The 23958-nt window shown below is 32.6% G+C and carries 27 protein-coding genes and 1 pseudogene; 18 read left to right on the forward strand and 10 right to left on the reverse strand.

All coding sequences use genetic code 11. From position 1 onward, the window contains the following. The first annotated feature begins 66 nt into the window (after nt 1-66). From ACW9W4_RS03850 to ACW9W4_RS03905, 12 genes and pseudogenes are all read left to right on the forward strand, one after another. A complete protein-coding gene (locus ACW9W4_RS03850; protein ID WP_457761176.1) occupies nt 67-600 on the forward strand; it encodes a hypothetical protein in 534 nt (177 codons plus the stop codon). Nucleotides 601-630: 30 nt separating this feature from the next. Continuing rightward, complete coding sequence (gene pdxS, locus ACW9W4_RS03855; RefSeq protein ID WP_457761177.1) at nt 631-1599, forward strand: pyridoxal 5'-phosphate synthase lyase subunit PdxS; 969 nt, start codon at nt 631-633, stop codon at nt 1597-1599. Further along, complete coding sequence (gene pdxT / locus ACW9W4_RS03860) at nt 1596-2213, forward strand: pyridoxal 5'-phosphate synthase glutaminase subunit PdxT (RefSeq protein ID WP_457761178.1); 618 nt, start codon at nt 1596-1598, stop codon at nt 2211-2213. Before pdxS ends, pdxT begins: the two co-directional genes overlap by 4 nt. 58 nt (nt 2214-2271) lie before the next feature. After that, nucleotides 2272-3345: a hypothetical protein gene (locus ACW9W4_RS03865; protein WP_457761179.1), complete on the forward strand. Its 1074-nt coding sequence runs from the start codon at nt 2272-2274 to the stop codon at nt 3343-3345. A gap of 416 nt (nt 3346-3761) precedes the next feature. Beyond that, a pseudogene (locus ACW9W4_RS03870) lies at nt 3762-4034 on the forward strand (peptidase); the annotation flags it as partial. A gap of 261 nt (nt 4035-4295) precedes the next feature. Further along, nucleotides 4296-4628: a hypothetical protein gene (locus ACW9W4_RS03875; protein ID WP_457761180.1), complete on the forward strand. Its 333-nt coding sequence runs from the start codon at nt 4296-4298 to the stop codon at nt 4626-4628. A 150-nt stretch (nt 4629-4778) separates the two neighbouring features. Then, the gene (locus ACW9W4_RS03880; RefSeq protein ID WP_457761181.1) at nt 4779-5375 is read left to right on the forward strand and encodes a PEFG-CTERM sorting domain-containing protein; all 597 of its coding nucleotides are present in this window, start codon (nt 4779-4781) and stop codon (nt 5373-5375) included. 66 nt (nt 5376-5441) lie between these two features. Next, nucleotides 5442-5741, forward strand: a complete 300-nt coding sequence (locus tag ACW9W4_RS03885) for a hypothetical protein (RefSeq protein WP_457761182.1) — start codon at nt 5442-5444, stop codon at nt 5739-5741. Between the two features lie 108 nt (nt 5742-5849). Beyond that, nucleotides 5850-6608: a transporter gene (locus tag ACW9W4_RS03890; protein ID WP_457761183.1), complete on the forward strand. Its 759-nt coding sequence runs from the start codon at nt 5850-5852 to the stop codon at nt 6606-6608. Between the two features lie 277 nt (nt 6609-6885). Next, nucleotides 6886-7392, forward strand: a complete 507-nt coding sequence (locus tag ACW9W4_RS03895; protein WP_457761184.1) for a PEFG-CTERM sorting domain-containing protein — start codon at nt 6886-6888, stop codon at nt 7390-7392. A 110-nt stretch (nt 7393-7502) separates the two neighbouring features. Further along, a complete protein-coding gene (locus ACW9W4_RS03900; protein WP_457761185.1) occupies nt 7503-8159 on the forward strand; it encodes a hypothetical protein in 657 nt (218 codons plus the stop codon). Between the two features lie 152 nt (nt 8160-8311). Next, nucleotides 8312-10456 (forward strand): PKD domain-containing protein, encoded by a 2145-nt coding sequence (locus ACW9W4_RS03905; RefSeq protein WP_457761186.1) that lies wholly within the window; start codon nt 8312-8314, stop codon nt 10454-10456. Between the two features lie 220 nt (nt 10457-10676). Here ACW9W4_RS03905 and ACW9W4_RS03910 read toward each other — a convergent pair whose 3' ends face one another. From ACW9W4_RS03910 to ACW9W4_RS03920, 3 genes are all read right to left on the reverse strand, one after another. Further along, complete coding sequence (locus ACW9W4_RS03910; RefSeq protein WP_457761187.1) at nt 10677-12995, reverse strand: valine--tRNA ligase; 2319 nt, start codon at nt 12993-12995, stop codon at nt 10677-10679. 7 nt (nt 12996-13002) lie between these two features. Continuing rightward, on the reverse strand, nt 13003-13818 hold the full coding sequence (locus ACW9W4_RS03915) for a 6-pyruvoyl trahydropterin synthase family protein (RefSeq protein WP_457761188.1): 816 nt from the start codon (nt 13816-13818) through the stop codon (nt 13003-13005). 69 nt (nt 13819-13887) lie between these two features. Beyond that, on the reverse strand, nt 13888-14166 hold the full coding sequence (locus ACW9W4_RS03920; protein ID WP_457761189.1) for a 4a-hydroxytetrahydrobiopterin dehydratase: 279 nt from the start codon (nt 14164-14166) through the stop codon (nt 13888-13890). A 72-nt stretch (nt 14167-14238) separates the two neighbouring features. On the opposite strand from ACW9W4_RS03920, the gene ACW9W4_RS03925 reads away from it, so the two are divergent. After that, on the forward strand, nt 14239-14994 hold the full coding sequence (locus tag ACW9W4_RS03925) for an asparagine synthase C-terminal domain-containing protein (protein WP_457761190.1): 756 nt from the start codon (nt 14239-14241) through the stop codon (nt 14992-14994). Here the strand turns inward: ACW9W4_RS03925 and purB are convergent. From purB to ACW9W4_RS03940, 3 genes are all read right to left on the reverse strand, one after another. Further along, the gene (gene purB / locus ACW9W4_RS03930; RefSeq protein ID WP_457761191.1) at nt 14987-16348 is read right to left on the reverse strand and encodes an adenylosuccinate lyase; all 1362 of its coding nucleotides are present in this window, start codon (nt 16346-16348) and stop codon (nt 14987-14989) included. The two genes, ACW9W4_RS03925 and purB, sit on opposite strands and share 8 nt — an antisense overlap. 162 nt (nt 16349-16510) lie before the next feature. Further along, on the reverse strand, nt 16511-16732 hold the full coding sequence (locus ACW9W4_RS03935; protein WP_457761192.1) for a hypothetical protein: 222 nt from the start codon (nt 16730-16732) through the stop codon (nt 16511-16513). 7 nt (nt 16733-16739) lie between these two features. Then, nucleotides 16740-17201: a CBS domain-containing protein gene (locus ACW9W4_RS03940; RefSeq protein WP_457761193.1), complete on the reverse strand. Its 462-nt coding sequence runs from the start codon at nt 17199-17201 to the stop codon at nt 16740-16742. 259 nt (nt 17202-17460) lie between these two features. Between ACW9W4_RS03940 and ACW9W4_RS03945 the strand changes: the two genes are divergently transcribed. Beyond that, nucleotides 17461-18159, forward strand: a complete 699-nt coding sequence (locus ACW9W4_RS03945) for a hypothetical protein (protein WP_457761194.1) — start codon at nt 17461-17463, stop codon at nt 18157-18159. Between the two features lie 62 nt (nt 18160-18221). Here ACW9W4_RS03945 and ACW9W4_RS03950 read toward each other — a convergent pair whose 3' ends face one another. Further along, entirely contained in the window at nt 18222-18422 is a 201-nt protein-coding gene (locus ACW9W4_RS03950) for a hypothetical protein (protein ID WP_457761195.1), read from the reverse strand. Nucleotides 18423-18563: 141 nt separating this feature from the next. Between ACW9W4_RS03950 and ACW9W4_RS03955 the strand changes: the two genes are divergently transcribed. The 3 genes from ACW9W4_RS03955 to ACW9W4_RS03965 are packed head-to-tail and all read left to right on the forward strand — an operon-like array spanning nt 18564 to nt 20736. Next, on the forward strand, nt 18564-20012 hold the full coding sequence (locus ACW9W4_RS03955; protein ID WP_457761196.1) for an RtcB family protein: 1449 nt from the start codon (nt 18564-18566) through the stop codon (nt 20010-20012). Continuing rightward, nucleotides 20009-20425: a DNA-binding protein gene (locus ACW9W4_RS03960; protein ID WP_457761197.1), complete on the forward strand. Its 417-nt coding sequence runs from the start codon at nt 20009-20011 to the stop codon at nt 20423-20425. The genes ACW9W4_RS03955 and ACW9W4_RS03960 overlap by 4 nt, the downstream gene beginning before the upstream one ends. Continuing rightward, on the forward strand, nt 20425-20736 hold the full coding sequence (locus tag ACW9W4_RS03965; protein WP_457761198.1) for a hypothetical protein: 312 nt from the start codon (nt 20425-20427) through the stop codon (nt 20734-20736). The genes ACW9W4_RS03960 and ACW9W4_RS03965 overlap by 1 nt, the downstream gene beginning before the upstream one ends. On the opposite strand, the gene ACW9W4_RS03970 is transcribed toward ACW9W4_RS03965, so the two are convergent. Then, complete coding sequence (locus tag ACW9W4_RS03970) at nt 20733-21251, reverse strand: 30S ribosomal protein S11 (RefSeq protein ID WP_457761199.1); 519 nt, start codon at nt 21249-21251, stop codon at nt 20733-20735. The genes ACW9W4_RS03965 and ACW9W4_RS03970 overlap by 4 nt on opposite strands. A gap of 116 nt (nt 21252-21367) precedes the next feature. Between ACW9W4_RS03970 and ACW9W4_RS03975 the strand changes: the two genes are divergently transcribed. After that, nucleotides 21368-21688, forward strand: coding sequence for a hypothetical protein (locus ACW9W4_RS03975; RefSeq protein WP_457761200.1), 321 nt, complete (start codon nt 21368-21370; stop codon nt 21686-21688). Here ACW9W4_RS03975 and thiL read toward each other — a convergent pair whose 3' ends face one another. Together thiL and ACW9W4_RS03985 are read right to left on the reverse strand one after the other, a co-directional pair. Continuing rightward, a complete protein-coding gene (gene thiL / locus ACW9W4_RS03980) occupies nt 21689-22639 on the reverse strand; it encodes a thiamine-phosphate kinase (protein WP_457761201.1) in 951 nt (316 codons plus the stop codon). Further along, a complete protein-coding gene (locus ACW9W4_RS03985) occupies nt 22623-23921 on the reverse strand; it encodes a phosphomannomutase (protein WP_457761202.1) in 1299 nt (432 codons plus the stop codon). The genes thiL and ACW9W4_RS03985 overlap by 17 nt, the downstream gene beginning before the upstream one ends. Between the last annotated feature and the right edge of the window lie 37 nt (nt 23922-23958).

A 23958-nucleotide genomic window follows, 5' to 3' on the forward strand; every position in this document is an offset into this window, starting at 1 on the left:
AAATATTTTGCTTGAATTTTAACCATTACTAAGATTTATTTGCAAATTGGCGGTATTTGCAGTGAAATGGTAAAACCAATTTACATTGTATTGGGTGCAATTCCAGTTATTGTTGCTCTTTTGCTTTCTACTCCGTTATTACTCAAAAATGAAATTCCTACATCAGCTGCTAATTATACAGATAATGTTGAAATTGAATATACTAAACATCAGTTAAAAAAAATCTCTTATGGTGTAACAGAGCGTGTTGGTGCACAAAAAACTGAAATTCTTTATATCAAAAATAATGGTGACATAAAATATTCGGTAACTGAACAAGGGTATCTAAGACCTGATGTTAGCTCAAAACTAGACGAAAACAAACTTAACAAAATTAAAGCACTCATTAAAGAAACTGGTTTTATTTCAATTCCTTCTGAATCTTTTAAGATAATGGAAGATGCAACTGAATACCAAAAATCAAATGTTAAAGTTACACTAAACGGTCGTGTTAATCAAATTCATTGGCCACAACAAAATGTAACTGAAGATTTTATTCCACCAATTATTACTATGGTTGAATCTGAATTAGATTTGATTATGTCTGAATTTAGTGAATAGATACAAATAGTCTTTAGGAAAAATTAACACATGCTTCCCTTATCTGGTGAACGACTTGATGCTAAAGGAATAGTTTCAGACAAAATAAATTCAATTGATACTCTACGCGGTTCTTCCACTGTTAAACGTGGGTTCGCTCACATGCTCAAAAATGGAGTTGTAATGGATGTTACAAATGTAGAACAAGCTCAAATTGCTGAAGAAGCTGGGGCTGTCTCTGTTATGGTATTAGATAAACTACCATCTGAAGTTAGAAAAGCTGGTGGTGTTGCACGAACTGCAAGTATTAGAATAATTGAAGAAATTATGGATTCTGTTACAATCCCTGTGATGGCTAAATGTAGAATTGGTCATGTCAATGAGGCGTTAGTTTTACAAGAAACTGATGTAGATATGATTGATGAATCTGAAGTTTTAACACCTGCAGATGAACTTCGACATATTTGGAAATGGGACTTTACTACTCCAGTTGTTAATGGTGCAAGATCTTTGGCAGAAGCTCTAAGACGAATTGAAGAGGGTGCATCTATGATTAGAACAAAAGGAGAACCTGGAACTGGAAATGTTGCAGAAGCTATCAAGCATATTAAAAAAGTAAATGATGAGTTGAGAACCATTAAATCCATTTATGATTCTGGAGATAATCAAGAATTAGTTAGAATGTCAAGAGAATTCAAAGTCTCTTATGATATTGTTGAACAAACTGCAAAACTTGGAAGGTTACCTGTTGTTAATTTTGCTGCAGGTGGAATCGCAACACCTGCTGATGCTGCATATTTGATGTCTTTAGGCTGTGATGGTATCTTTGTTGGTTCTGGAATCTTTAATTCAGATGATGCAAAAGAAAGAGCAAGAGCAATAGTTTTAGCTACTACTTTTTGGAATGAATCAGATAAAGTTAAAGAAGCACAGAAAATGATTGATGAAAGACAATCTATGATAGGATTAGATGTTAACACTTTAGAATTACGTATGCAAGATCGTGGTGGCTCAGCATGAGTCTTACTGTAGGTGTATTATCCATTCAAGGAGATGTTCAAGAAAATATTTTGTCAGCTAGATCTGCAATTGATGAATTAGGACTAGATGGAAATGTTGTTGATGTTAGAACCCCTGAAGACATTTCTCAATTGGATGGTTTGATTATTCCTGGTGGAGAAAGTACTACAATTGGTCACTTATCTCTGGTGAATGGCTCTCTAAAGGTGATGAAAGAAAAAATTCAAAGCGGCATGCCTGTTCTAGGAATTTGTGCAGGAATGATTATGTTATCAAATACTGCAAAAGATCGAATAGTTGGTAAAACTGATCAACCACTTTTAGATATTTTAGATATTAAATTGGAGAGAAATTCATTTGGAAGACAAAAAGAATCTTTTGAATCTAATATCTCCATGGATTCCATCAACATTCCAAAGTTTAATGGAGTATTCATCAGAGCACCATCTGTATCTGAAGTAGGATCTGATGTAGAAGTTTTATCAAAATTTAATGAACGAATAGTTGCAGTCAAAAAAGGAAATGTGATTGGTACTGCTTTTCATCCTGAATTAACTGAAGATACGGCATTACACAAATATTTCATTAATCTTGTGAACACATCAAAAAATTAATTCGTATAAGATGAATGCTGAGCAATTCTTTTTAACTATAGTTTAGTCGAGCTGTTAAATGAACAAAAATTTTATTTTCTTTGGAATTTTAGCCTCAATTTTGATTGGTAGTTCTTTTGGATTATTTTCAATTGAAAATTCATTTGCAGAAGAAGATATTCCTATTAATCAAGAAAACTCAAAGGCAAATCAAAAACAGTTGGATAAACAAGAAAAAGAAATCAAAAAAGCTGATGAGCGAAAGCAAAAATTAGAAGATAAACAAGAAAAAGAAATCAAAAAAGATGATGAGAGAAAACAAAAATTAGACGACAAGAAAGCAAAATTAGATTCTGATAGAAAAAAACTTGAAGAGAAATTATCTAAAAAAATAAACAAATATGAAGAAAAATTAAAAGAAATCAAATTAAAATATCAAAATAAAATTGAATCTAGTTTTACAGGGGATGTTGAAAAATTTTCTGATAAAACTGCAAAAGTAGAAGATAAAATTGCTAAAAAATCTGATCAAATTCGTAAAAAATTATTAGAAAAACAAGAAAAATTAGATTCTAGAACTCAAAAAATTCTTGATAAAATCAATAATGGTGATTACTTAGGTGATAAAATTTCCACTTTAAATTTATTTGAAACATACGAATTAAGATTTGATTCAGTAACCCTTTCTGGAATTCATAATAAAACTCAATCATCTACTCTTGAGGGTTTTATAATTTTCAATACTTTTGACAAAAGCAAATCTAATCTAAAATTGGAATTAGAGAAATGTGATATTCTAGTGGATGGTATACCTTTCAACTGTGGATTTGGAAAAGCTCGAACAACTTCATCAGGTGATTCCGGCTCAAAGGATTCTCTGGTGGTTTTAGCATTTTTAGAAGATGCTGTGGTTGAGAAAGTTTATTCTACGCTCAAAATTTCATTAAATGCAGATTCTCCTATAGGTGAAATTACTGATTCAACTCAAGTTTCAATTTTGAATCCTCAAAGTAAAATTTCTGGTATGTGGTTTCTTAATGGAACTGGTACATTAACAAAAACTGTTTCAACAACAGATGACACAACAGATGACACAACAGAAAATGAATTTTCTGTAGAATTAGCAGAAGATCTAGATATCACTGGGAACTAAAGATGAACTATAAAAATTCATCATATCTTTTGAGTTTTCTATTTATTTTCATTCTTTTCACATCGGTTCCATTCTCATATGGGGATGTTGGAACCGTTTCTGTTGATTCATTTGATATAGATTATAATATTGAAAATGGAATTCTTGATACAATTTTCTTGGATCCTGATTTTGTTGAATTAATTCTTACAATGGATACTTCTTCTGATGGAACTGTTGAGATTACAATTCCAAGATCACTATTGGATGCAAAATTTGACACATTAGATGATGAATTTTTTATTTTAGTTGATGGTTTTGAAACAGATTATGCAGAAATAGATTCTACATCAGAATCTAGAACTCTTGTAATTCCATTTTTTAGTGGTGATTCTTTTATTGATATAATTGGCACGGATGCACTCAATCCTTTTTCTCCAGAACCTGAAATCCCATCTTGGATTAAGAATAATGCTGGTTGGTGGGCAGATGGTCAAATAGATGATACTGCATTCATTCAAGGAATTCAGTATTTGATAACTGAGGAAATAATGGATATTCCTCAAACAGAATCTGGTGAGACATCTGGAAATGAAATCCCATCTTGGATTAAGAATAATGCTGGTTGGTGGGCAGATGGTCAAATAGATGATACTGCATTCATTCAAGGAATTCAGTATTTGATCACAAATGGTATTTTACAAGTATAATCAGTCACATTTTATTTTATTCTAAAATTTTTGAAAATTATTCTAGATTACGAGAAAATTGAACTAAAACACTAATTCCTTTGACGGACTAAATTGAATCATAAATTATCTCCAAGAAAGGTTCAGGCCTCTAAGGATTCAAACCAAGAGTCTTAAACTAAAACACAAAGACCCTTTGACGGTCTAAACTATTCTTCTAGAAATGTTGGTAAATTGAATTGGAAAAAAATAATTTTAATAGGGATATGATTATGGTGAACTGTGCCACTTATTCCAGATGTAATTAACGAACGAAAATTGTGGGTGATTATCAGTACTAGAAAAAATAATGATTCTGTAAACGAATTAGATATTGTCAAACCTATGGTTGAGGAATTAAATGGACAATGGAGTGGAAAAGGTGATTTTATGTGGTCGGGAAGATTTGATGACAATAAAACTAGTATGATTATCTTTGAGGCAACAGAAGAAAAAGCAAAAAAATACTTTGAAGATTATTCAAAAGTTTGTTCCGATTCATTAGATGTTAATATTCATCAATGGGATGCATTGCCATTGTTTACTATTCTTGAAAGAATACAAGGAAAAATTTAATTTTCAGACATGGGATTTTAACCCATTTATAAAAATACAAAATATTCTTTTATTATCATTGACAATTTTGTCCATGTTATTTCCAATTATGTACTTCAAACCTACATTCATGTCAGCGTCGCTTAATACTTGATAACATAAGATAATGCATTGTCAATAAAATCTAAAATATATGAAAAGAAAATGAATTTCATTTATGGGTTTTCTATTGTAATTGCTTCATTGTTTATTCTATCTAGTTTCAGTTCAAATGTTTATGCTTCAGAAATAACAATTCCATCACCTCTTAGCCTTGGCCCAAATCATTTGGGTTCAATGATAAAAACACAAACTCTTTCAGATGACGGTTCTACTTGGATATTTGTTACATCTTCAGAACCTGTAAAGAGAGAACATATGACAATTAATTTGAGATTTACTGATGAAAATGGGCAAGAGTTAATCGATGTAAACTATGATATTCTAGTTACTCAAAATGATCAAGTTATTTTGGACAAGATCATGATTAACCATCAAAGAGGTATTCGTGATCATCTTACAGAAGAATTGCCTAGTAACGATAACGTAAAGATTAAGATCACACTACAAGGAATTGGAACAGATGCTCCTCTAACAGTACCTCATGGAGGAGATCTTGAACTCATTGTAGTTCCTGAATTTGGAACAATTGCGATGATGATTTTGGTTGTTTCAATTATGAGCATAGTTGTAATTAGTGCCAAAAGCAAAATATCTTTAAAACTATAGACTTTATGCCTGTTTATTGAAATATAGATAACAACATTAATTTTGTTTTTTAATCAAGTTTTGTAATTGGTCAAAGCCGTCAATCCCAAAGTGGTAGAAATTATCAAAACTAAATCTATTGCACCTACCTTTGATCCAAGCATGAAAACTCTGATGCGTATAGTAAAATTCATGACTGAAAATGCATCAGGCGGAAAAACTCAGCTAGCACTTGATACAAAACTAAACTATGCAAGACTTGCAAAACATCTTGTCTGGATGGAGAAAAAAGGCCTTGTCAAATCTACTGTAATTGACAATAAAATCCATGTTTCTTTAACTGAAAATGGCATGGACTTTGCAAAAGTGATTTCAAAAATTATTTGATGCCTGGTTTACAATACTGACAGATTCGTCTACTATACTATTACATTTGTTCATTAAACACACATTCACGTCAGCGCGGCTTAATACAATATACTCATTAGAACACACATGACACGAACTAAACAAATCCTAATACTTCCTGTATTAGCAGTATTGATTTCTATGGTTGCTTTTTATGCTCAAGATGCAGCAGCATTAGTTTCCACAGTCAATGATAAAATATCCTGTGAAGCTCCAGCAGTAGGTGGAACATGGAACTCTGTTACTTCCACATGTGTAGTTGCAACTCTTGTAATTGGCCCAACTGACACACTAGTAATTGCATCAAATGTCAACTTTGACATTGGAACAGTAACTAGCAGCGGTGTAATCCAAAATAACGGACAAATTAACATCGCAAGTGGCGGTGTTATAACAACATCTGGTGCATTTACCAATAACGGTGTTATTGATAGCATCGGTGGTACTGTTACAAATAGTGGTCCATTCAATAATTTTGGTGAACTAACATCATCTGGAACAATCACTAACGGTCCAACAGGTGTAATCCAAAATAACGGTCACTTGACTAGCACTGGTGTAATCACATCATCTGGTGCTATCAAAATAGGTACTGATGGCGTATTGATTAGCAGCGGCACATTTACCAACTCATTGAACTTGGTTAACAGCGGCACAATCATGACATCTGGCACATTTACCAACAGTGGTCCAGTTATGAACTTCGATACAATCCTAAATCAAGGATTGTTTTCTAATAGTAACACGATCACAAACTGGGGTCAGATAATGAACCTATGTGGCGGCTCAATCACAAATTCAGGAACGATAGCGATACACACAGTAATCGAACTCTGCGTAGCTTAAGATAAGCACGCTTTCTTTTTTTATTTTCTAACACTTCATAATCTTATTATGATTATCCAAATTTAGAAACAAATTCCCCTAAAAATTGTAAGAGTCTTGAACTAATCTCAAAAGTCAGCTCGAGTGTCTTTAACAAAAATCTAAATCTTCTACGATTTGAAACTATGTGATGGGAATTTCTCAAATCACTCAATTAAAGTATTAATACAAATAACAAAAAATGCATCGTAATGTCAACTGTAATGTTCAAAAGTATTTCGTGTCAGGATATGTTTAATTGACTTTAAAATATGGTTTTGTTGTTTTAACTACCTCTATGGTTTTCATGTTGGGCTTTGGCACTTTGACATTTGCAGAAATTTCTCTTTCATCTTATGATTCAACAATAGGTCCAACTGATAGATTACTAATTATGGGAACTATAGATGTGGGGGATATTCAATTATTTCATCCAATTAAACTTGTAGTATATGATCCATCAGGGAAAATTGTTTATCAACCAAATGTTACAATTGATGCAGAGGGCAAATTCAAATACATGATAACTCCTACTCCTCCTAGCTTTGCTGAGGGGAAATATACTGTTGAAGCAAGTCATGAGGATTTAGAAGATAAAACTCAGATACACTTTACAGTTTCAAGTGATGTGTTAAATGAAAACATGGAAGAAGAGACCGTACCTGAATATGGAATAATTATGGCATTGATTCTCATTGTTGCAATAATTATCATTGCAATTTTTGCAAAGTCTAAATCTAATAATGCATCAGATGTCAAGGTTTGAAGTTATAGACATGTTGATGTGTTTAGATTGAAATCCTTCTAGGTTTGAAAGTAAAAAGTTTGGATCATTGATGAGAATGCTTTATCTTCTATTATCTGATCCAGAATGTAGTGCATCTTCAATATGTCATACTATTTGTAGCAGTAATGGGATTGCTCATTCCTGCACATGCTCAAAGCACATCTAAATCTGACACTTATGATACTATCATTAACGATGCAAAAGATTGTAAAAAATTAATTCAAGATAACCCCTCTATCACAGAAGCAGAAAAAATTGTAGGCAAAAGACTTTGTGGAAATCTTGCAGCAAGTCAAATTGTAGGTGACACTGAAATTAAAAATAAACGACTATACGAATTACGTGTCAAAAATTTAATTCAATGTGAAACATGGTATGATAATTATAAAATTACTAGTATGGAAACATTCAAAATTCTAAAACCTAGACAATTGGCTGATGACTGTATTACATTATACAAAGATCCACTATGGAATTACAAAGATAAAGATAGAATCCAAAAAATTCTAGAAAGAGCAGATGAGTTAAATCTTTTTAAAATTGCTAAAGTAAAGGCTGAAATTCCTGTGGATTATTTTCCACCTGCAAAACAAGTAGAAAAAGGAATTCCAAAATCACACGTTGATTGTAAAAATGACTCTGTTCTGATTTACAAACTTATTACAAAGAAACCATCCTGCGTAAAAATAGATTCAGTAAATGTGTTAATTGAACGTGGTTGGGGATCATTGTTTCTAAATAATTAATAGAATTTCTATTTAATTCACTTCAGATAAACACTTTCTTTATTATTTTTTGTTAATTCACTCTTGGGTGTTTCTTACATGCCTAGTTCATATGTTGATCATAATGAGGATCGAGGCTAAATATTTGATATGGTCTATGTTCAAAGAATAGAATGCTTAATAGTCGAGAAATTGCGAGAAGTGATAACCGTGAAATCCCAATCATTACTTTTCATAATGGCATCATTATCTATACTACTAATATCCAAATATCTGAATCATCTTTTGCAGAAATTGAATCAGTTGATGTTGTTGAAAATAAACTGGTGACTTTGATTGGCGAAGGATATGATTCTGATGCAGGAGAACTTACTTTCCAGTGGACTCAGATTTATGGTGATCCTGTAAAATTATCCTCCTCAACTGATCTTGAGCCAACATTTATGGCTCCTGATGTCAAAAATGGTGAAATCAAGGTTCTCACTTTTGAATTATTGGTTACTGATCCTCAAGGTGAAAGTAATTCTGATGTTGTAGAAATTATTGTAAATTCTGTAAATAATATACCTGTTGTAGATGCTGGACCTGATATCTTTGCAATTAAATCTATTAATGCAATCAGCATTATTCCTCAAATTACAGATAAAGATGGGGATGCACTAACTTACAAATGGGAACAAGTTTCAGGACAACAAGTAGGTTCATCTTCTATTACAAAAAAACATCTTACACTTCAGCCTGTTTATTTTGATTTTTCACAAAATGAACCATTGACATTTAGAATTACTGTTGATGATGGATTTGGAGGAGTTGCAAGTGACACTGTAAATGTAATATTGTATTCTAGTCAAATTAACAACAAGGCCATATCCATTGAAGCAGGACCTATCCAAATAGTTACTGAAGGTCAAACTGTAAGTCTTGATGTTACTGGACATACATTAAATGATCAACCAATTAATTATCTTTGGATTCAGTTTATTGGAACTCCTGTTACACTTAGTTCATTTCATGGAGATCACATTGAATTTACAGCACCTGATATAGGTGACTATGAAGAACTGTTGTCGTTTCATGTTACTGGATATTCTCAAGGTAATGGGTATGCAAATGACATGGCTCTAGTCAAAGTGATTCCATCAAACCATGCTCCAATAGCTGATGCTGGAAAAGATCAAAATATTCCTCAGAGAACATTTGTGAATTTAGTTGGTACAGGCACTGATGCAGATAATGACAACATTAGATTTATCTGGTCTCAAAAATCTGGCATTCCAACTGTAATTTATGAAAAAACTCAACCTTCTGCATACTTTATTTCTCCAACAATTCAATCTCTATCTGAGCCACTAGTGTTTGAGCTTAAAGTAACTGATGTTAAAGGAAATTCTGATACTGATGATGTAAAAATTACTGTAAGTACTCTAAATAGTCCTCCACGTGCATATGCTGGTCCTGATAAACGAGTTCATGGAGGGGATGATGTTGCAATTATGGGTACAGCAATTGATTTGAACAGTGATTCTCTAAAAACAGAATGGAGACAAATTTTTGGAGATACTGTATCTTTTGACAAATCTAATTTGAAATTATCATTTACTGCACCTGAAGTTGCCCCAACATCTTCTAAACGATTGGCCTTTGAACTAACCGTTACTGATCCGCAAGGACTAACTCACTCAGATTCAGTTGTAATCTTTGTATCTCCTAAAAATAGTTCTCCAAAAGTTAATGCAGGTGCTGATATTATCGTAGATGAAAATACTGTTGCTAGTTTAACATGTACTGGAACTGATCCTGATGGCACTAGACTAGGATATACCTGGAGTACTACTTCAAAGGCAGTAATAGAGCAAAATGTTGAACCTCAAACCATGGTAAAAATTCCAAATGTCGTACGTGATTCTACACTGACCTTTACTTGCACTGTAACTGATGGAACTTATTCTGCTTCTGATAACGTAAATGTGTTAGTTAAAAATGTCTACAGTGCTGATATTGTATCTGATGCTGGTTCTGATAAGATAGTTAACGAAAATGTAAAAGTTTCATTAGATGGAAGTAATAGTCATGATCCTGAAGATCAGCAACTTTCATTCAAGTGGACACAACTATCTGGTGAATCAGTAAAACTATCTTCTGCTTCTAGTGTGAATCCGTCATTTACTAGTCCAATTGTAAATAACAATGAAATTAAAATCCTAACTTTTGAACTCAAAGTCTTTGATGACAATGAACGTTCCAGTGTTGATACAGTTGTGATTACTGTTGATCCAGTCAATTCTCCACCAGAAGCATCTGCATCGGCAAAACAATAGCATAGATATTTTTTCCTTTTACGCTAATTTTCATCTTGATGTTAAAATTATTTTGAGATGATTAGAAAATGAAGATTAGACTTTTTCATGCCTATCTGCGTCCATTTTCATCCCCAAAATGGTAGGTGAATCCCCGTGGACTCATGCCTAAAATTGTAAGGGACTTGGACTAATTTGGCAAGTCACCTCGAGGACCATTTGATTTTACATTAAGACAGGCTCAATCCAACAAATTATGCATGGATTTCAAATCTTTCTTGAATGGTTCTAAAGATTCTGGAATTTCAATTTTAATTGAATCTTTTAATGATAGGTTTTGAGATTTTTTCTCATTCCATACTTTGGAGTTGAATTCTGAAATTTCTTTTGTAACATTACTTTGCTCTTCAACATTTTCAGGTTCAACATGTTTTTGTTTGTGAATGCTATCTTTTGAATACAGTTCTTTCCAAAGATGTTCTGTAATAAATGGAGTAATTGGTGCTAATAATTTTAAAATTGTTGATAATGTTTTATGCAGTGTAAATATTGCACCATCTCTTTCTTCATCTGAAAATTCAATTCCATAAGCTCTTGCTTTTACCATTTCAATATAGTGAGCAGCAAATACATTCCAAGTAAATTCTCTAATTGCAATTGCTGGAATGAAAAAGTTGTATTCTTTATATCCCCTTTTACATTCTTTAACTAACTTGTCTAGCTCTGATAAAATCCATTTATCTGATGCAGAAGGCTTTCCTGATTTAATTACTGGGAAACTAGACAAAAATCTTGACACATTCCATAATTTACTAAGAAATTTTTTTGTTGATTCAATTTTTTGCTCATTACATCTAAAATCATATCCATGATTAATTTCACTTGCACTCCAAAATCTAAAAGTATCTGCACCTAACTTTTCAATTACAGGTAGAGGATCTATTGCATTTCCTTTACTTTTACTCATCTTCATTCCTTTTTCATCTAGTCCATAACCCATGATCCAAGCTTCAGACCATGGTTTTTTCCCTGTTAGCTGCTCACATCTAAGAAGTGTATAGTACAACCACGTTCTAACAATATCTTTTGCTTGAGGTCTAATTGATGCAGGGTATACTTTTTTGAAAAATTCCTCATCTCTGTTAAATTTACTAATGAAAAGTGGAGATACACTAGAATCCATCCATGTGTCAAATGTTCGTTCTTCCCCAACAAATTCTGTGGAATCACACTTCGTACAATTACTGATTGGGCATTTTTCATTCCAGGGTTTATAGTATTTTCCAGGCTCAGGAACATGAGGTTCTGAGCATTTTTTACAGTACCATATTGGGATTTCAGTACCATAGTATCTTCGTCTTGAAATTGGCCAGTCAATATTGATGGATTCCAGCCAATTCATCAGAATTTGCTTATGCATTGGTGGATGAAATTCTATTTCTTCTCCTAAACTCTTGATTTTTGGAACTGCTTCTTTTTGTTTTAGATAATATTCCTCCATTGGAATAATCTCAATTGGCGTTTTACTTCTCTCTGATACTGGTGTTCTGTGAACAATATCTTCAGTTTTTTCTAGAAATCCTTTGGTTTCCAAATCTTCTATGATTTTTGTTCTTGCTTGTTTTGGTTTTAATCCTGTATATTCACCTGCAACTTCAGTCATTCTCCCATCTAATCCTATTGCAACAATCTCTTCTAATTCTAATTCTCTAAATAATGCAACATCGTTTTGATCACCGTAACTACACACCATTACGGCGCCTGAACCAAATTCTTGTTGAGCAGAATGATGTACTCTTAATTCTACCTCTGCATTAGTAATTGGAACAATTATTTTCTTTCCAATGTATTGTGTATATCTTTCATCTTCAGGATTTACAATGATGGTTCTACATGCACATAGTAATTCTGGTCTTGTACTTGCAATGATTATTTCTTTATCTGTATCTTTAATTTTAAATTTCATGTAAACTAGTTTTGTAGATAAATCTTCATAAATTATTTCTGCATCTGCTATTGTTGTACCTGATACCCAATCGTAATTGTTTGGTCTGTTTGCAAGATACACTTGTCCTTTTTTCCATAAATCAATGAATGTTGATTGAGTAAGTGTTCTATATTCTTCTGAATCTGTTCTATAGTAATTTGCAAAATCTCCACTAAGGCCCAAACTTTTCATAATGAGAATCATTTCTGCTTCTAAATCATCTAGTGCTTCTCTGCATAGATTCAGAAATTCCCCTCTTTCTGTTTCTCTCATTCTAATTTTGTGTTTTTTCTCTGTGTAGAGTTCTACTGGAAGTCCATTCCTGTCAATTCCTATAGGGAAATAGACGTTTTTACCTGCCATTCTTGCAGTTCTTGCAATCATATCAATCTGTGAATAATGTGCTGCAGCACCAATATGCCAAGGCCTACCTGATGGATATGGAGGAGGCGTATCTATTGTAAAATTGTCATCTTGTGGTGTGAAATCATAAATTTTTTCTTCATCCCATTGTTTTAGAATTCCTTTTTCTAATTCTGGGTTCCATGCTTTCTCTGATATTTTAGGTTCCATTTTCTAATTATCTTTCTATGTTTGAAATAATATGAGATCCTTTGTTGTACCCTTCATAGATGTAAACACCTACTGCCTCTACATTTGATGGCATTTTTGGTACTAGCAATTTGATAATTTCACTTGAAAGGTTTTCAACTGTGGCCTCACCTTCTAACAGATATGTTGTATTTTTTGGAACTTGCAAGTCAAACATACCTTTAGGTCCTTCAAATTGAATTTGATAATGTGAATCATCTTCTTTCTTTAGATATTTTCTATTTATGAAAAATTTATGATCAAATACATTAACTACTTCTTTGATGATTCTTTTAGCTTCTCCAAAATCTAAAAGAAGATTGTCTTTCATTTGTCCAACAAGTTCAACCATTACAGAAGATGTATGTCCGTGTAGGATAGAACATTTTTCAACTAGGGGAAGAATATGTGCATAATCAAATGAGAATGATGCATCTTCTAAGAATATAGAACCTGTCTGTGGAGTTTTATCATAAAATACAATATCTTGTAATTCTTTAATTTGTGCTACATATTTTGCATGTCCTATTGCCATTACTTTATTTTCAGGAAAATCTTCTTTGACTTGTTTGTATTTTTTGATATCCTCATCTGTATCAATTACTTCAATCAATCCCTTTTCAGTTTTGAAATCAATTACAACCTCTGTTCCATTCTTTAGTGTAACTTTGTGATTGTATTCATAATCTTGCTCAAGAAATGCAAGCATCTGTGCTACTGTTAACTCAGTTCGAGTTTTGAGCAAGTTTCCTTTTTTGTCGATATATCGAAAATCTGAATCTAATATTGTAGGACTTGAAGCCATGTGAAGTCAACTGACTTTGGATATAATATAAATTCTGTAATGATTGTGCCTAAAATTCTTCATTTGCAGCTATTCCAAAGAATTTAGAATTTTAGCCAGATTGACATCATTTTTTGTTATGCCTCCTGCATCATGAGTTGTTAGTTCTATGGTGATTCTATTATACACATTAAACCACTCTGGGTGGTGATTCATTTTCTCAATTTCCATAGCTGCTCTGGTCATAAAACCAAATGCTTGATTGAAGCTCTCAAATTGAAATTCCTTGTGCAGTTTTTCATTAACAATACTCCAGCCGGAGAGGCTCTTTAATTGCTCCTCGATGTCTATTTGTGATAATCGTATCATACTGTATTACATTTAATGTTGAATTAAAAGATTGATTCATTACCCTTTATGGAATATGTGGAGTAAGTCAAAATGGATGATATGAACAAAGAGTTACTTGAGAATATCAAGAATTCCATTTCTGAAACTGTCACAGTAAAGAAAATTGGAATTGCTTTTTCTGGTGGTGTTGACAGTACATTAATATCAAAAATTTGCTCCGATATGGATTTTGATATTACATTACTTACGATTGGATTTTCAGAATCCCATGATATTTTGTTTGCAAAACATGTCAATGAATTTCTAAAATATCCTCATCATGTTTTAGAAATTGATCCAGACAAATTTTCATCTATTTCTTCAAAAATTAATCAAGCAATAAAAACAGACAATCTATCTTGGAATGAAAATTGCATTGCTTTTCATTATGTTTCAAAACTAGCAAACTCTTTAGATCTTGATACTGTAATTACTGCAAATGGCATAGATGAATTATTTTGCGGCTACAATGCATATAGAGAAGCATATTCTGGTGGAGAATCACAAATCAATGAAGTAATACTGGCTAAATTAGATAATGAACTAAAAATGATGAAGGCTGTAAATAATATTGCATCTGAATTTGGAGTGACAATACTCCAGCCATTACTCTCAGAAAAATTCATCAAATATGCAAAAACTGTTCCTATATCTGAAAAAATTCATGACTCTGAAGATCTATATCGTAAACACATTATTCGTAAATTAGCAAGTGAAGTTAATGTTCCAGAACTTTCCTACACAAAACGAAAAAAAGCATTACAGTATGGTACTAAAATTCACAAGGCTTTGTTAAAAACTAGATAAATTTTTTAACTGTATTTTGAACTGATCTTTCTACATTTTTTATGATTGCAGGAGATGCACCAAGGTGTTTTTCTGGTAAGAAGATAGAATCTATTTCCTTTTCAGTTAATTTTGAATTGAATGCTTTATCATTTTTTATTGCATCTTTGTAGAACATTCCTTTGTCATTTGCCTCAAACGCAACTCTTTGAACATCTCTGTATGCCTCAAATCTTGGAATGCCTTTTTTGATTAGAGCTTCCAAAACAAATTCTGCAAAGATTTGACCCTTTGTGATGTATAGGTTATCTACAATTCTTTTCTCATTTACCATCAAGTTTGAAATAATTCTAGTCATAGTTTCAAGCATCTCATCAACTAGAATTGAAACAGTTGGAAGAATGAATCTCTCATTTGCTGAATTTGAAAGATCTCGTTCATGCCATAATGGAATATTCTCAAATGCAACTGCAACTTGACTTCTCACTAATTTTGATAATGATGACACTCGTTCACTTTTAATTGGATTTCTTTTAACTGGAACTGCACTACTTCCCATCTGTCCTTTTTTGAACTGTTCTGCAACTTCTCCAATTTCTGTTCTTTGTAAATTTCTAATCTCTATTGCAATTTTTTCTAATGTTGCACCAATTAATGCCAATTCAAACACATATTCTGCATATCTTTCTCTAGGAACAACTTGTGTTGTAACTTCTGCTGGAAATAATTTTAATCGTTTTGCAGCTCTTTTTTGTACTTCAAGTGATTTTGCACCCATAAGAGAGCCAGTACCGACAACACCTAATGTTTTACAAATCAAAATTCTTTTCTTAATTTCTTCAATTCGTTCTACATGTTTTGCCATTTCTGCAGCCCAGTTTGCAAACTTTAATCCAAATGAAATTATACTTGCATGCTGACCATGTGTTCTACCAACCGCTGGGATCTTTCCATGTTTTACAGCTCTTTTTGCAAGAATTGATGCCATCTTTGCAACTTTTGGCTCTATAATTTGTAATGCATCTCTCATTTGCATTGAGTTACTTGTATCAACTAAATCATTACTTGTTAATCCATAATGTATCCATGGTCTTGCATTTTTACTACATTTCTCACTTAGTGATTCTACTAGTGCTGCAGTATCGTGATCACTTTTTGCTTCTAATTGTTTGATTCTTTTTGCAGTAATTTTTCCAGACATTGCAGCTCTGAGAATTTCTTTACCTACACTTTTTGAGATAATTCCAATCTCACTTTGAGAAATGGCAGCTGCTCCTTCTATTTCTAATTGATAGTCTACTTTTTTCTGCTCACTGAAAATATCCATCATTTCTTTGGTGCCATAACGACCATTATCGATAGGTAGAATTGCCAATATTTCTAATCAGTATACATCGAAAATAAATCTACTTATGAATTTTGAACTTAATCTACTCTATCTCTTAATTGGTGACAATCACAAAGACAACCTTTTTGACAGTTAACTCGCTTGCAATCAGAACAAATATTTTTTCTCCAGTATGGTGCTGTGTTCATGTTAAAACCTCTGTGTTACCTTGAAAGTTCCTTTTTTAACTTGAAGAAGAATTTTAATCAAATACAACGTCCAAATTCCCATTAAGATATAGTACAAAATACTTACATCAGGTTCCTCAGGAATTTCATTTGGTTCTTCCTCTACTGGTAGATCATATGGAGGCATGTATACAATTCCAAGTAGAATTGGAATTCCTAATAATACAATTATTGGCACTACCATAATTTTGTTAATTATATGGGCTGTAATTAGTATAGATTTTTGCTACTGAATGAAAATACATGTCTCTCATATCTTCTTCTACACAAACAGATAACAAATTAACAATATCAGTTGATGTGATAATTCCAATCACTTTTCCATCATCGATAACTGGTAATTTTCTTATTCCTCTGTCATGCATTAAATCTGCTGCAGTTCTTACAGTTTCATCTGGATTAATTGAAAATAGTGGAGTTGACATTATTTGTTTTACAGGTCCTGTAATTTGATAAGCATGAGCTGCAATTTTGATTGCAAAGTCTCTATCTGTAACAATTCCTATTGGTAAGTTATCTTCCATTACAATAACTGCTCCAACTTTAGCATCCTCCATCATTTTTGCAGTTTCATTTACTGTTAATGTTGCATCTACAGAGATCACTGATTTGGTCATTACCTCTCCAATATTGATTGTTTTAGCATCTGTCATCTTGCTAATCACCTATGACTGATTCTATATTTTATAGTCTGGTAGAATATCAAAACTGAAAATCATGTAAGATAACCTCGATCGGCTTTAAATTAAAGAATTAGTTTGTCGTACCATGTACTTGTAAAATAATTTGGTATTTGCAAAAATAAAATACATTTCATTTTCAAGAGTACTTTTTAAGATTTAGCCTTAATTTTTGGTCATTAAAGATTATTACATACTGTCATTGATGTAAGATAATTTTGAGAGGAAAACAATGAAGAGAACTGAACAATGTCAAAGATGCAAAGCAACTCTTTCATCTGATCTTAATTATTGTCCTCAATGCAATTGGAAAAAAAGTAGACATGTAATTCCTGAGCCTACTATAGAAGAAACAATAGATGTCAAAGAAACAACGGATGTAGAAGAAACTATTGATGTTGAAGAAATAACAGATGTTGAAGAAACAGTTGATGTTAAAGACAAACCAAAAAATGATAAGACAAAAAATGATAAGACAAAAAATGATAAGACAAAAATATTAAAATTTAAAAAAGAAAAATCTTACCAAACTAAAGCAAAAATAGTATACATTTTACCCTTAATCTTTGGAATTTTCTTGATAATCTTTGCAATAATTTTTGCTTCTGCTGTTTCATACCTGCTAATGACTGGTGTCATGAACAGTTTGGGTGGAATTGGTGGTGCTGGAATTCCAATGCCTATAGATCTTGGACCCATAGATACAACAACAATGTCGTATATTGACACAATTATTGGAATGAATTCATTTGGATTCGAGTACACTGGAAGTGAAATCCAAGAATTGACAAGCAGTTCTGCCAACGTAATGATGACTGCTATGATGGATATTCTTGGTGCAGCACTTTTGATTACCTTAATTGAAGTTGGAATAGGGATATTCATTGTCTTTATGAGTAGAAAAATGTACAAGCGAACTATGATGCGCTAAAACTAGTTTGTGTTAAACTTTAATTAAAAATTATGTTTTAAAACTCAGATTGCTTTTTACATCTAACGTCTAGTTTGTTTCTTAACTGCTGCGACCTTTTTTGATGATCTAGCCTCTTTTGTCTTTGAACTTGCTTTAGATACTTTGCCTTCAGTTTTCATGCTTTTGCCGCTTCTTCTAGCTGCTCTAGAAGCTTTTGCTCTCAATGTTTGCTCTTCTTTTTGTTTTTTAATTTCTTTTTCTGTTAATTGTTTTCTTACCACAATAATGAAATGATTTAATCATAGATAAACCAGATCATCAATTTCATGAATAGTTTTTCTTATTATTTGGATTGTTTTGAAATTATTTTACAAATCTTCTGATGATTTAAATTGGATTGAAGGGAATTTTTACCAATACTCATGTCTTCTAGTACGCCAAGAAAAATTGGAGAGAATCAATATCAAATTGATGCTGATTCAAATCTTGGTATGAAAGTTCCTGTGAGAATCTATGCTGATGAGCCATTAATGCAAAAAATGCTCTCTGATAGGACAATTATGCAGGCAAAAAATGTAGCCTGTATTCCTGGTATAGTTAGCCATAGTGTGGTTTTACCTGATGGGCATGAAGGTTATGGTTTTCCAGTAGGTGGGGTAGCAGCTATGGATGCAGAAGAAGGAATGATTAGTCCTGGAGGTGTAGGTTATGACATTAATTGTGGAGTACGTTTACTTCGTTCTAATTTATCTGAAGATTTAGTTCGTTCAAAACTAAAAGAATTGGTAACGGATCTTTTTAGCTCCATCCCTTCTGGTGTCGGATCTAAAGGTGCAGTAAAACTAACTCCTTCCGAACTTGATGAAGTTTTGGTAAGAGGAGTGGACTGGGCAATTGATCATGGTTATGGCTCATCTGATGATTCAGATGTTTGTGAAGAAAATGGAAAAATTCAAAATGCTGATCCAAACAAAGTTTCTGATAAAGCAAGAAAAAGAGGTGCACCTCAACTTGGCAGTTTAGGTTCTGGAAATCATTTTCTTGAAGTACAAAAAGTTGCAGAAATTCATGATGAAGAAGCAGCAAAGAGAATGGGAATAGAAGAAGGAACAATTACAGTTTTAATTCATTGTGGTTCTAGAGGATTCGGTCATCAGGTGTGTAGTGATTATCTGAGAGTAGCAGAACAAGCTATGGAAAAATACAATATCAATTTACCTGATAGAGAACTTGCATGTGTTCCAAATAGTTCTGAAGAAGGTGAATCTTATAGAAAAGCAATGTTCTCTGCATTAAATTTTGCTTGGAGTAATAGACAAATGCTTACTCATTGGACGAGAAATTCTTTTCAACGTGTATTTAATCAATCAGAATCTGATCTTGATATGAAACTAGTTTATGATGTTGCTCATAATATTGCCAAAGTTGAAAAACATAAAGTTGATGGAGCAGAACGTAATTTAGTGGTTCATAGAAAAGGCGCAACAAGAGCGTTTCCTGCAAATCGAAATGAAATTCCGTTCAAATATCGTGATTTGGGACAACCCGTTTTAGTTCCAGGCTCTATGGGTACTTCTAGCTGGATTTTACTTGGGCAACCAAATTCAATGAATTTGAGTTTTGGATCTACTGCTCATGGTGCAGGAAGAACGATGTCTCGTTCAAAAGCTAGAAGAAATTTTACTGAAGATGATGTTAAAAAATCACTAAATGACAAAGGCATATTCATCAAAGCCTTAACTAGAGATGGAGTTGTTGAAGAAACTCCTCAAGCCTACAAAGATGTTGATTCTGTAGTTAATGTCTCTCATAATTTGGGAATTGCCACAAAAGTTGCAAAATTGGTGCCTATTGGTGTGATTAAAGGTTGAGCGAAGAAGATTCTGAACTAGAACGATTAAAGGCTAAACGATTAGCTGAAATGCAGAAAAATATTTCCACAAAACAAAAAGTGGAATCAACTCCGGATGCTGAAAAAGAAAAAGTTGCTGAAAATCCAAGAGACTCTCTTATCAAAATACTTGGATTCAGAGGACTAGAAGTTTTACAAAATGCAGAATCCCAATTCCCAAATGAAACAAAAATGATTATTGAAAAATTATCTGAATTAATTAAAACTGGAGAAATTAATGAAAGTATTGACGGGGGAAAGTTATTGACATTGTTTAGATCAGTTGGTATCAATGTTAGAATGGCTACAAAAATTAATGTAGAACAAGATGGAAAATTTGTTTCTCTAACTGATAAACTTAGTAATCAACCCTCAGATGACGGTGATGAGTAATGAATATTGTTTTAGAAATTGGAACAAAAAATTATGCAGATGATCTACTGACAATCAAAAAAGCATTATCTCATATGGAAAGTCTTGTATCTGGTTATAATGGATATGTTCTAAGTGATCCTTCACCAAAATTTGGATGGACATTTTTTAAATTAGCGATTAAACCTAATTTACAGAACGGAATAGAGGAAAAGTTTTCTGATATGATTAATAAATATCAGGCAAATGATCAAGCAGGAAAATTTGCAAAATTTATGACAGATTATTTTGTTTCTAAAGGTTGTGATATTAAAATAAAAATATCTGACTAGACTCTTCTTCCTCTTTTTCCACCTTTCTTTCTGGTGGTGTCATGAGGAATTGGTGTTACATCGTCAATTCTTCCAATTTTAAATCCGCCTCTTGCTAATGCTCTAATTGCTGCTTGTGCACCTGGACCAGGAACTCTGGAACCAACTCCACCTACAGCACGAACTCTGATATGAAATCCTGTGAATCCTTTTGTTCTTGCAGATTCAACAACTGCATTTGCTGCTTTCATTGCAGCGAATGGTGATGATTCGTATCTATCTGCAGTTACATGAATCCCACCAGAACTGATGGATACTGTTTCTGCACCTGTAAGGTCGGTCATGTGAATAATTGTATTATTATAACTGCTGTAAATATGGGCAATTCCCCATTTTTCAGGACCTTCTTTTTTTGTCTCTGGTTGAGCTTTTGATTCTTGTACAGATTCAGTTTTCACATCTTCTGCAGTGTTAGTCTCTTCAACTACGGCTTCAGTCTTTTCTACTGGTGCTTCTTGAATCTCAGCTTCTGACAATGTCTAATCAGACCTTAAAGGGTTTAAAATACATTGATTTTTCGAACCTATCATAATTTAGGCACTATTGGATATCCAATGACTATTCATATACTGTAATCATCTGGATGCATTAAATGGCATCAATTCTGTTCTTGGCAATTGGTATAGCCGTTGCAACTGCATTAATGGCTTCAGTAGCAATTCATTTTTTGACCCCGATCGGAGATTCTGGTTTATCCCCTCAAGAACAAAGCTGTCAACTGATTGCTAATGAAGGATATAGAATTCACGCAACGTATCCCGATTCTACCCCAGATGAACTCCCTAATGATGATTTTAAACGTTTGATGTATCTGGATGAAATATGGATTACTGAATGTGTTAACATTTTACCTGCAGAATCCATTTTTAGTATTGTAAATAATGTTGAACGAGATTTCTCATATGGAGAATAATTATTTGAAATGCTTCCAACCTTTATCTTTTAACTGAACCAATTCATTATCATTTTTAACATACACTCCTTTTCCTGAAGTGACAAAACCTATCTCTATAATTGGAATTTTCAATAATTTTGCATTCTTTACAATAGTTTTTTTATGGTTTGGAGATGTGGTGAAAACAAATTCATATTCTTCTCCACCGTTGAATACTAAATTATTTAAACTCAATCTATGAGATTTTACAAAATTCTCCAAATCTTTTGATGCTGGAATATTGGTTATGATAAATTTATTTTTGCTTTGTTTTGACATTTCATTTAATGTTGTAGATAATCCATCACTGGAATCCATTGATGATGAAAAATATTTCTTGTTTTTTATCCCAAAATTGAGTCTAGGTTTTGGTTTAATGACTGAATTAATTGCTTTTTTTACAAAATCTGGTTTTCCTCTTTTTTTACCTAGAATCATATCTAATCCAGCTGCTGTATATCCAAATGGACCAGTTACAAATATCAAATCTCTTTTCTTTGAATTCTTTCTTGTAACTATTTTGTCTACAATTCCAAAAAGACATACGTTGAATACAATTTCCTTGCCTCCGTTTGTATCTCCTCCTAAAATTGAAATATTGAATTCTTTGGATGCATTTCTAAAACCTGAAACAATTTGGTTAATTTTTGAGCGTGAAATAGTCTTTGGAAGATTTATTGAAATCATTCCATATGATGGTTTGACCCCCTTCGAGGCAAAATCACTTACACATGCTACTATACTTTTCCTTGCAGCGTCTGATAATTTCATTTTAGATGGGATGTCTGTACTTTGTACTAGCGTGTCAGTTTTTGCCACGATCTTATTTTTACCTAAATTAAAAACTTCTACATCTTCTGATTCAAATTTATTTTTACCTAATCCCTTCTGAAAAATTTCAATTATGGATGTTTCATCTAATTTTTTCATAACTTTGATTTACCATTTTTATCGTATCTTTGACTATCTCTTTGCATTTCTCTTCATTATTTGATTCTGCTGAAACTCTAATGATGTCTTCTGTATTTGATTTTCTAATTAGTACCCAACTATCTTCATCAATAATTCCCTTGATTCCATCTAATGTAATTATTTCTGAATAGTCTTTTGAAAATTTTGATTTTACTTCTTCGATAACTCTATCATGAAATTCTGAATCCATTTTAGTTTTATCTCTAATCTGTTTATAATTTCCCATGTAATTTAATATCTCATTAAATTTTGAACCATCTAACATAGATGCAATTAGACCGCTTGTAAGAATTCCTTCTCTGCAATAATTGAATTCTGGTAAAATAAAACCCCCACTACTACCTTCACCTCCAGCCTGTGCATTATTTTCTAGCATGAGATCTATTACATTTGCTTCTCCAACTTTGGATCTTTGCACGTTTCCTCCTTTTTCTTTGATAAATTTTTCAACTGATACACTAGTGTCAATACTTAGAACAAATTTTTTGTATCCTAACTCCAATGATTTTGCTACACCTAAACCCAGTGTAATATCTGGCGTTTGTTTTTTTCCGTCTTTAACAACAACTAATCGATCTCCATCTAGATCAAATGCAAACCCAATGTCTTTCTTATTAGTCGTAGTAATCAATTCTGATAAATTATCTGATGTTGGATCAGGCCCTCTTGAACATCCAGAAATATTTTCATTAATTACTTGAACATCGCATCCAATTTCTCTTAGTAGTAATGGAGCAAAATCTTTAGCCGCCCCTCCTCCTATATCTACTACAATTTTTGGCTTGTTTTCCACTTCCCCTATGATTTTTTTTGCATCTTCAATGTATGATGTATTAATTTCAGTTTCAATGCCGATTTTTGTTTTCACAATATCCTGATGTTGGATGATTTGTGGAAGTTCGTTCTCATTTATTCCTCTACCATCAATGATGAATTTCATCCCATTCCATTCTAATGGATTGTGAGATGAAGAAATTACTAACCCTGCTCCGTAATTCCTTGCTTCTCTGAAAACTACTGGGGTTGGAACTGTTTCTAAATTAAAAACATCGATCCCATTTTTCATCAATGCTGCAGTTGCAGAGTCTTTGACCATTGAACCTGAAGGTCTGGTATCTTTTCCAATAACACATTTTTTTGATTTTATTAATGATGAAAAATTATTACAAAATTCTAATACATCTTTTAGGTTAAGATCTTCTCCAAATATTCCTCTAATTCCTGAAATTGTTTTTTTCATTTAGTCCATTTCGGAAAGGCTTTTTATTAACTCTGAT

It is taken from the genome of Candidatus Nitrosopumilus sp. bin_7KS, assembly GCF_054095835.1.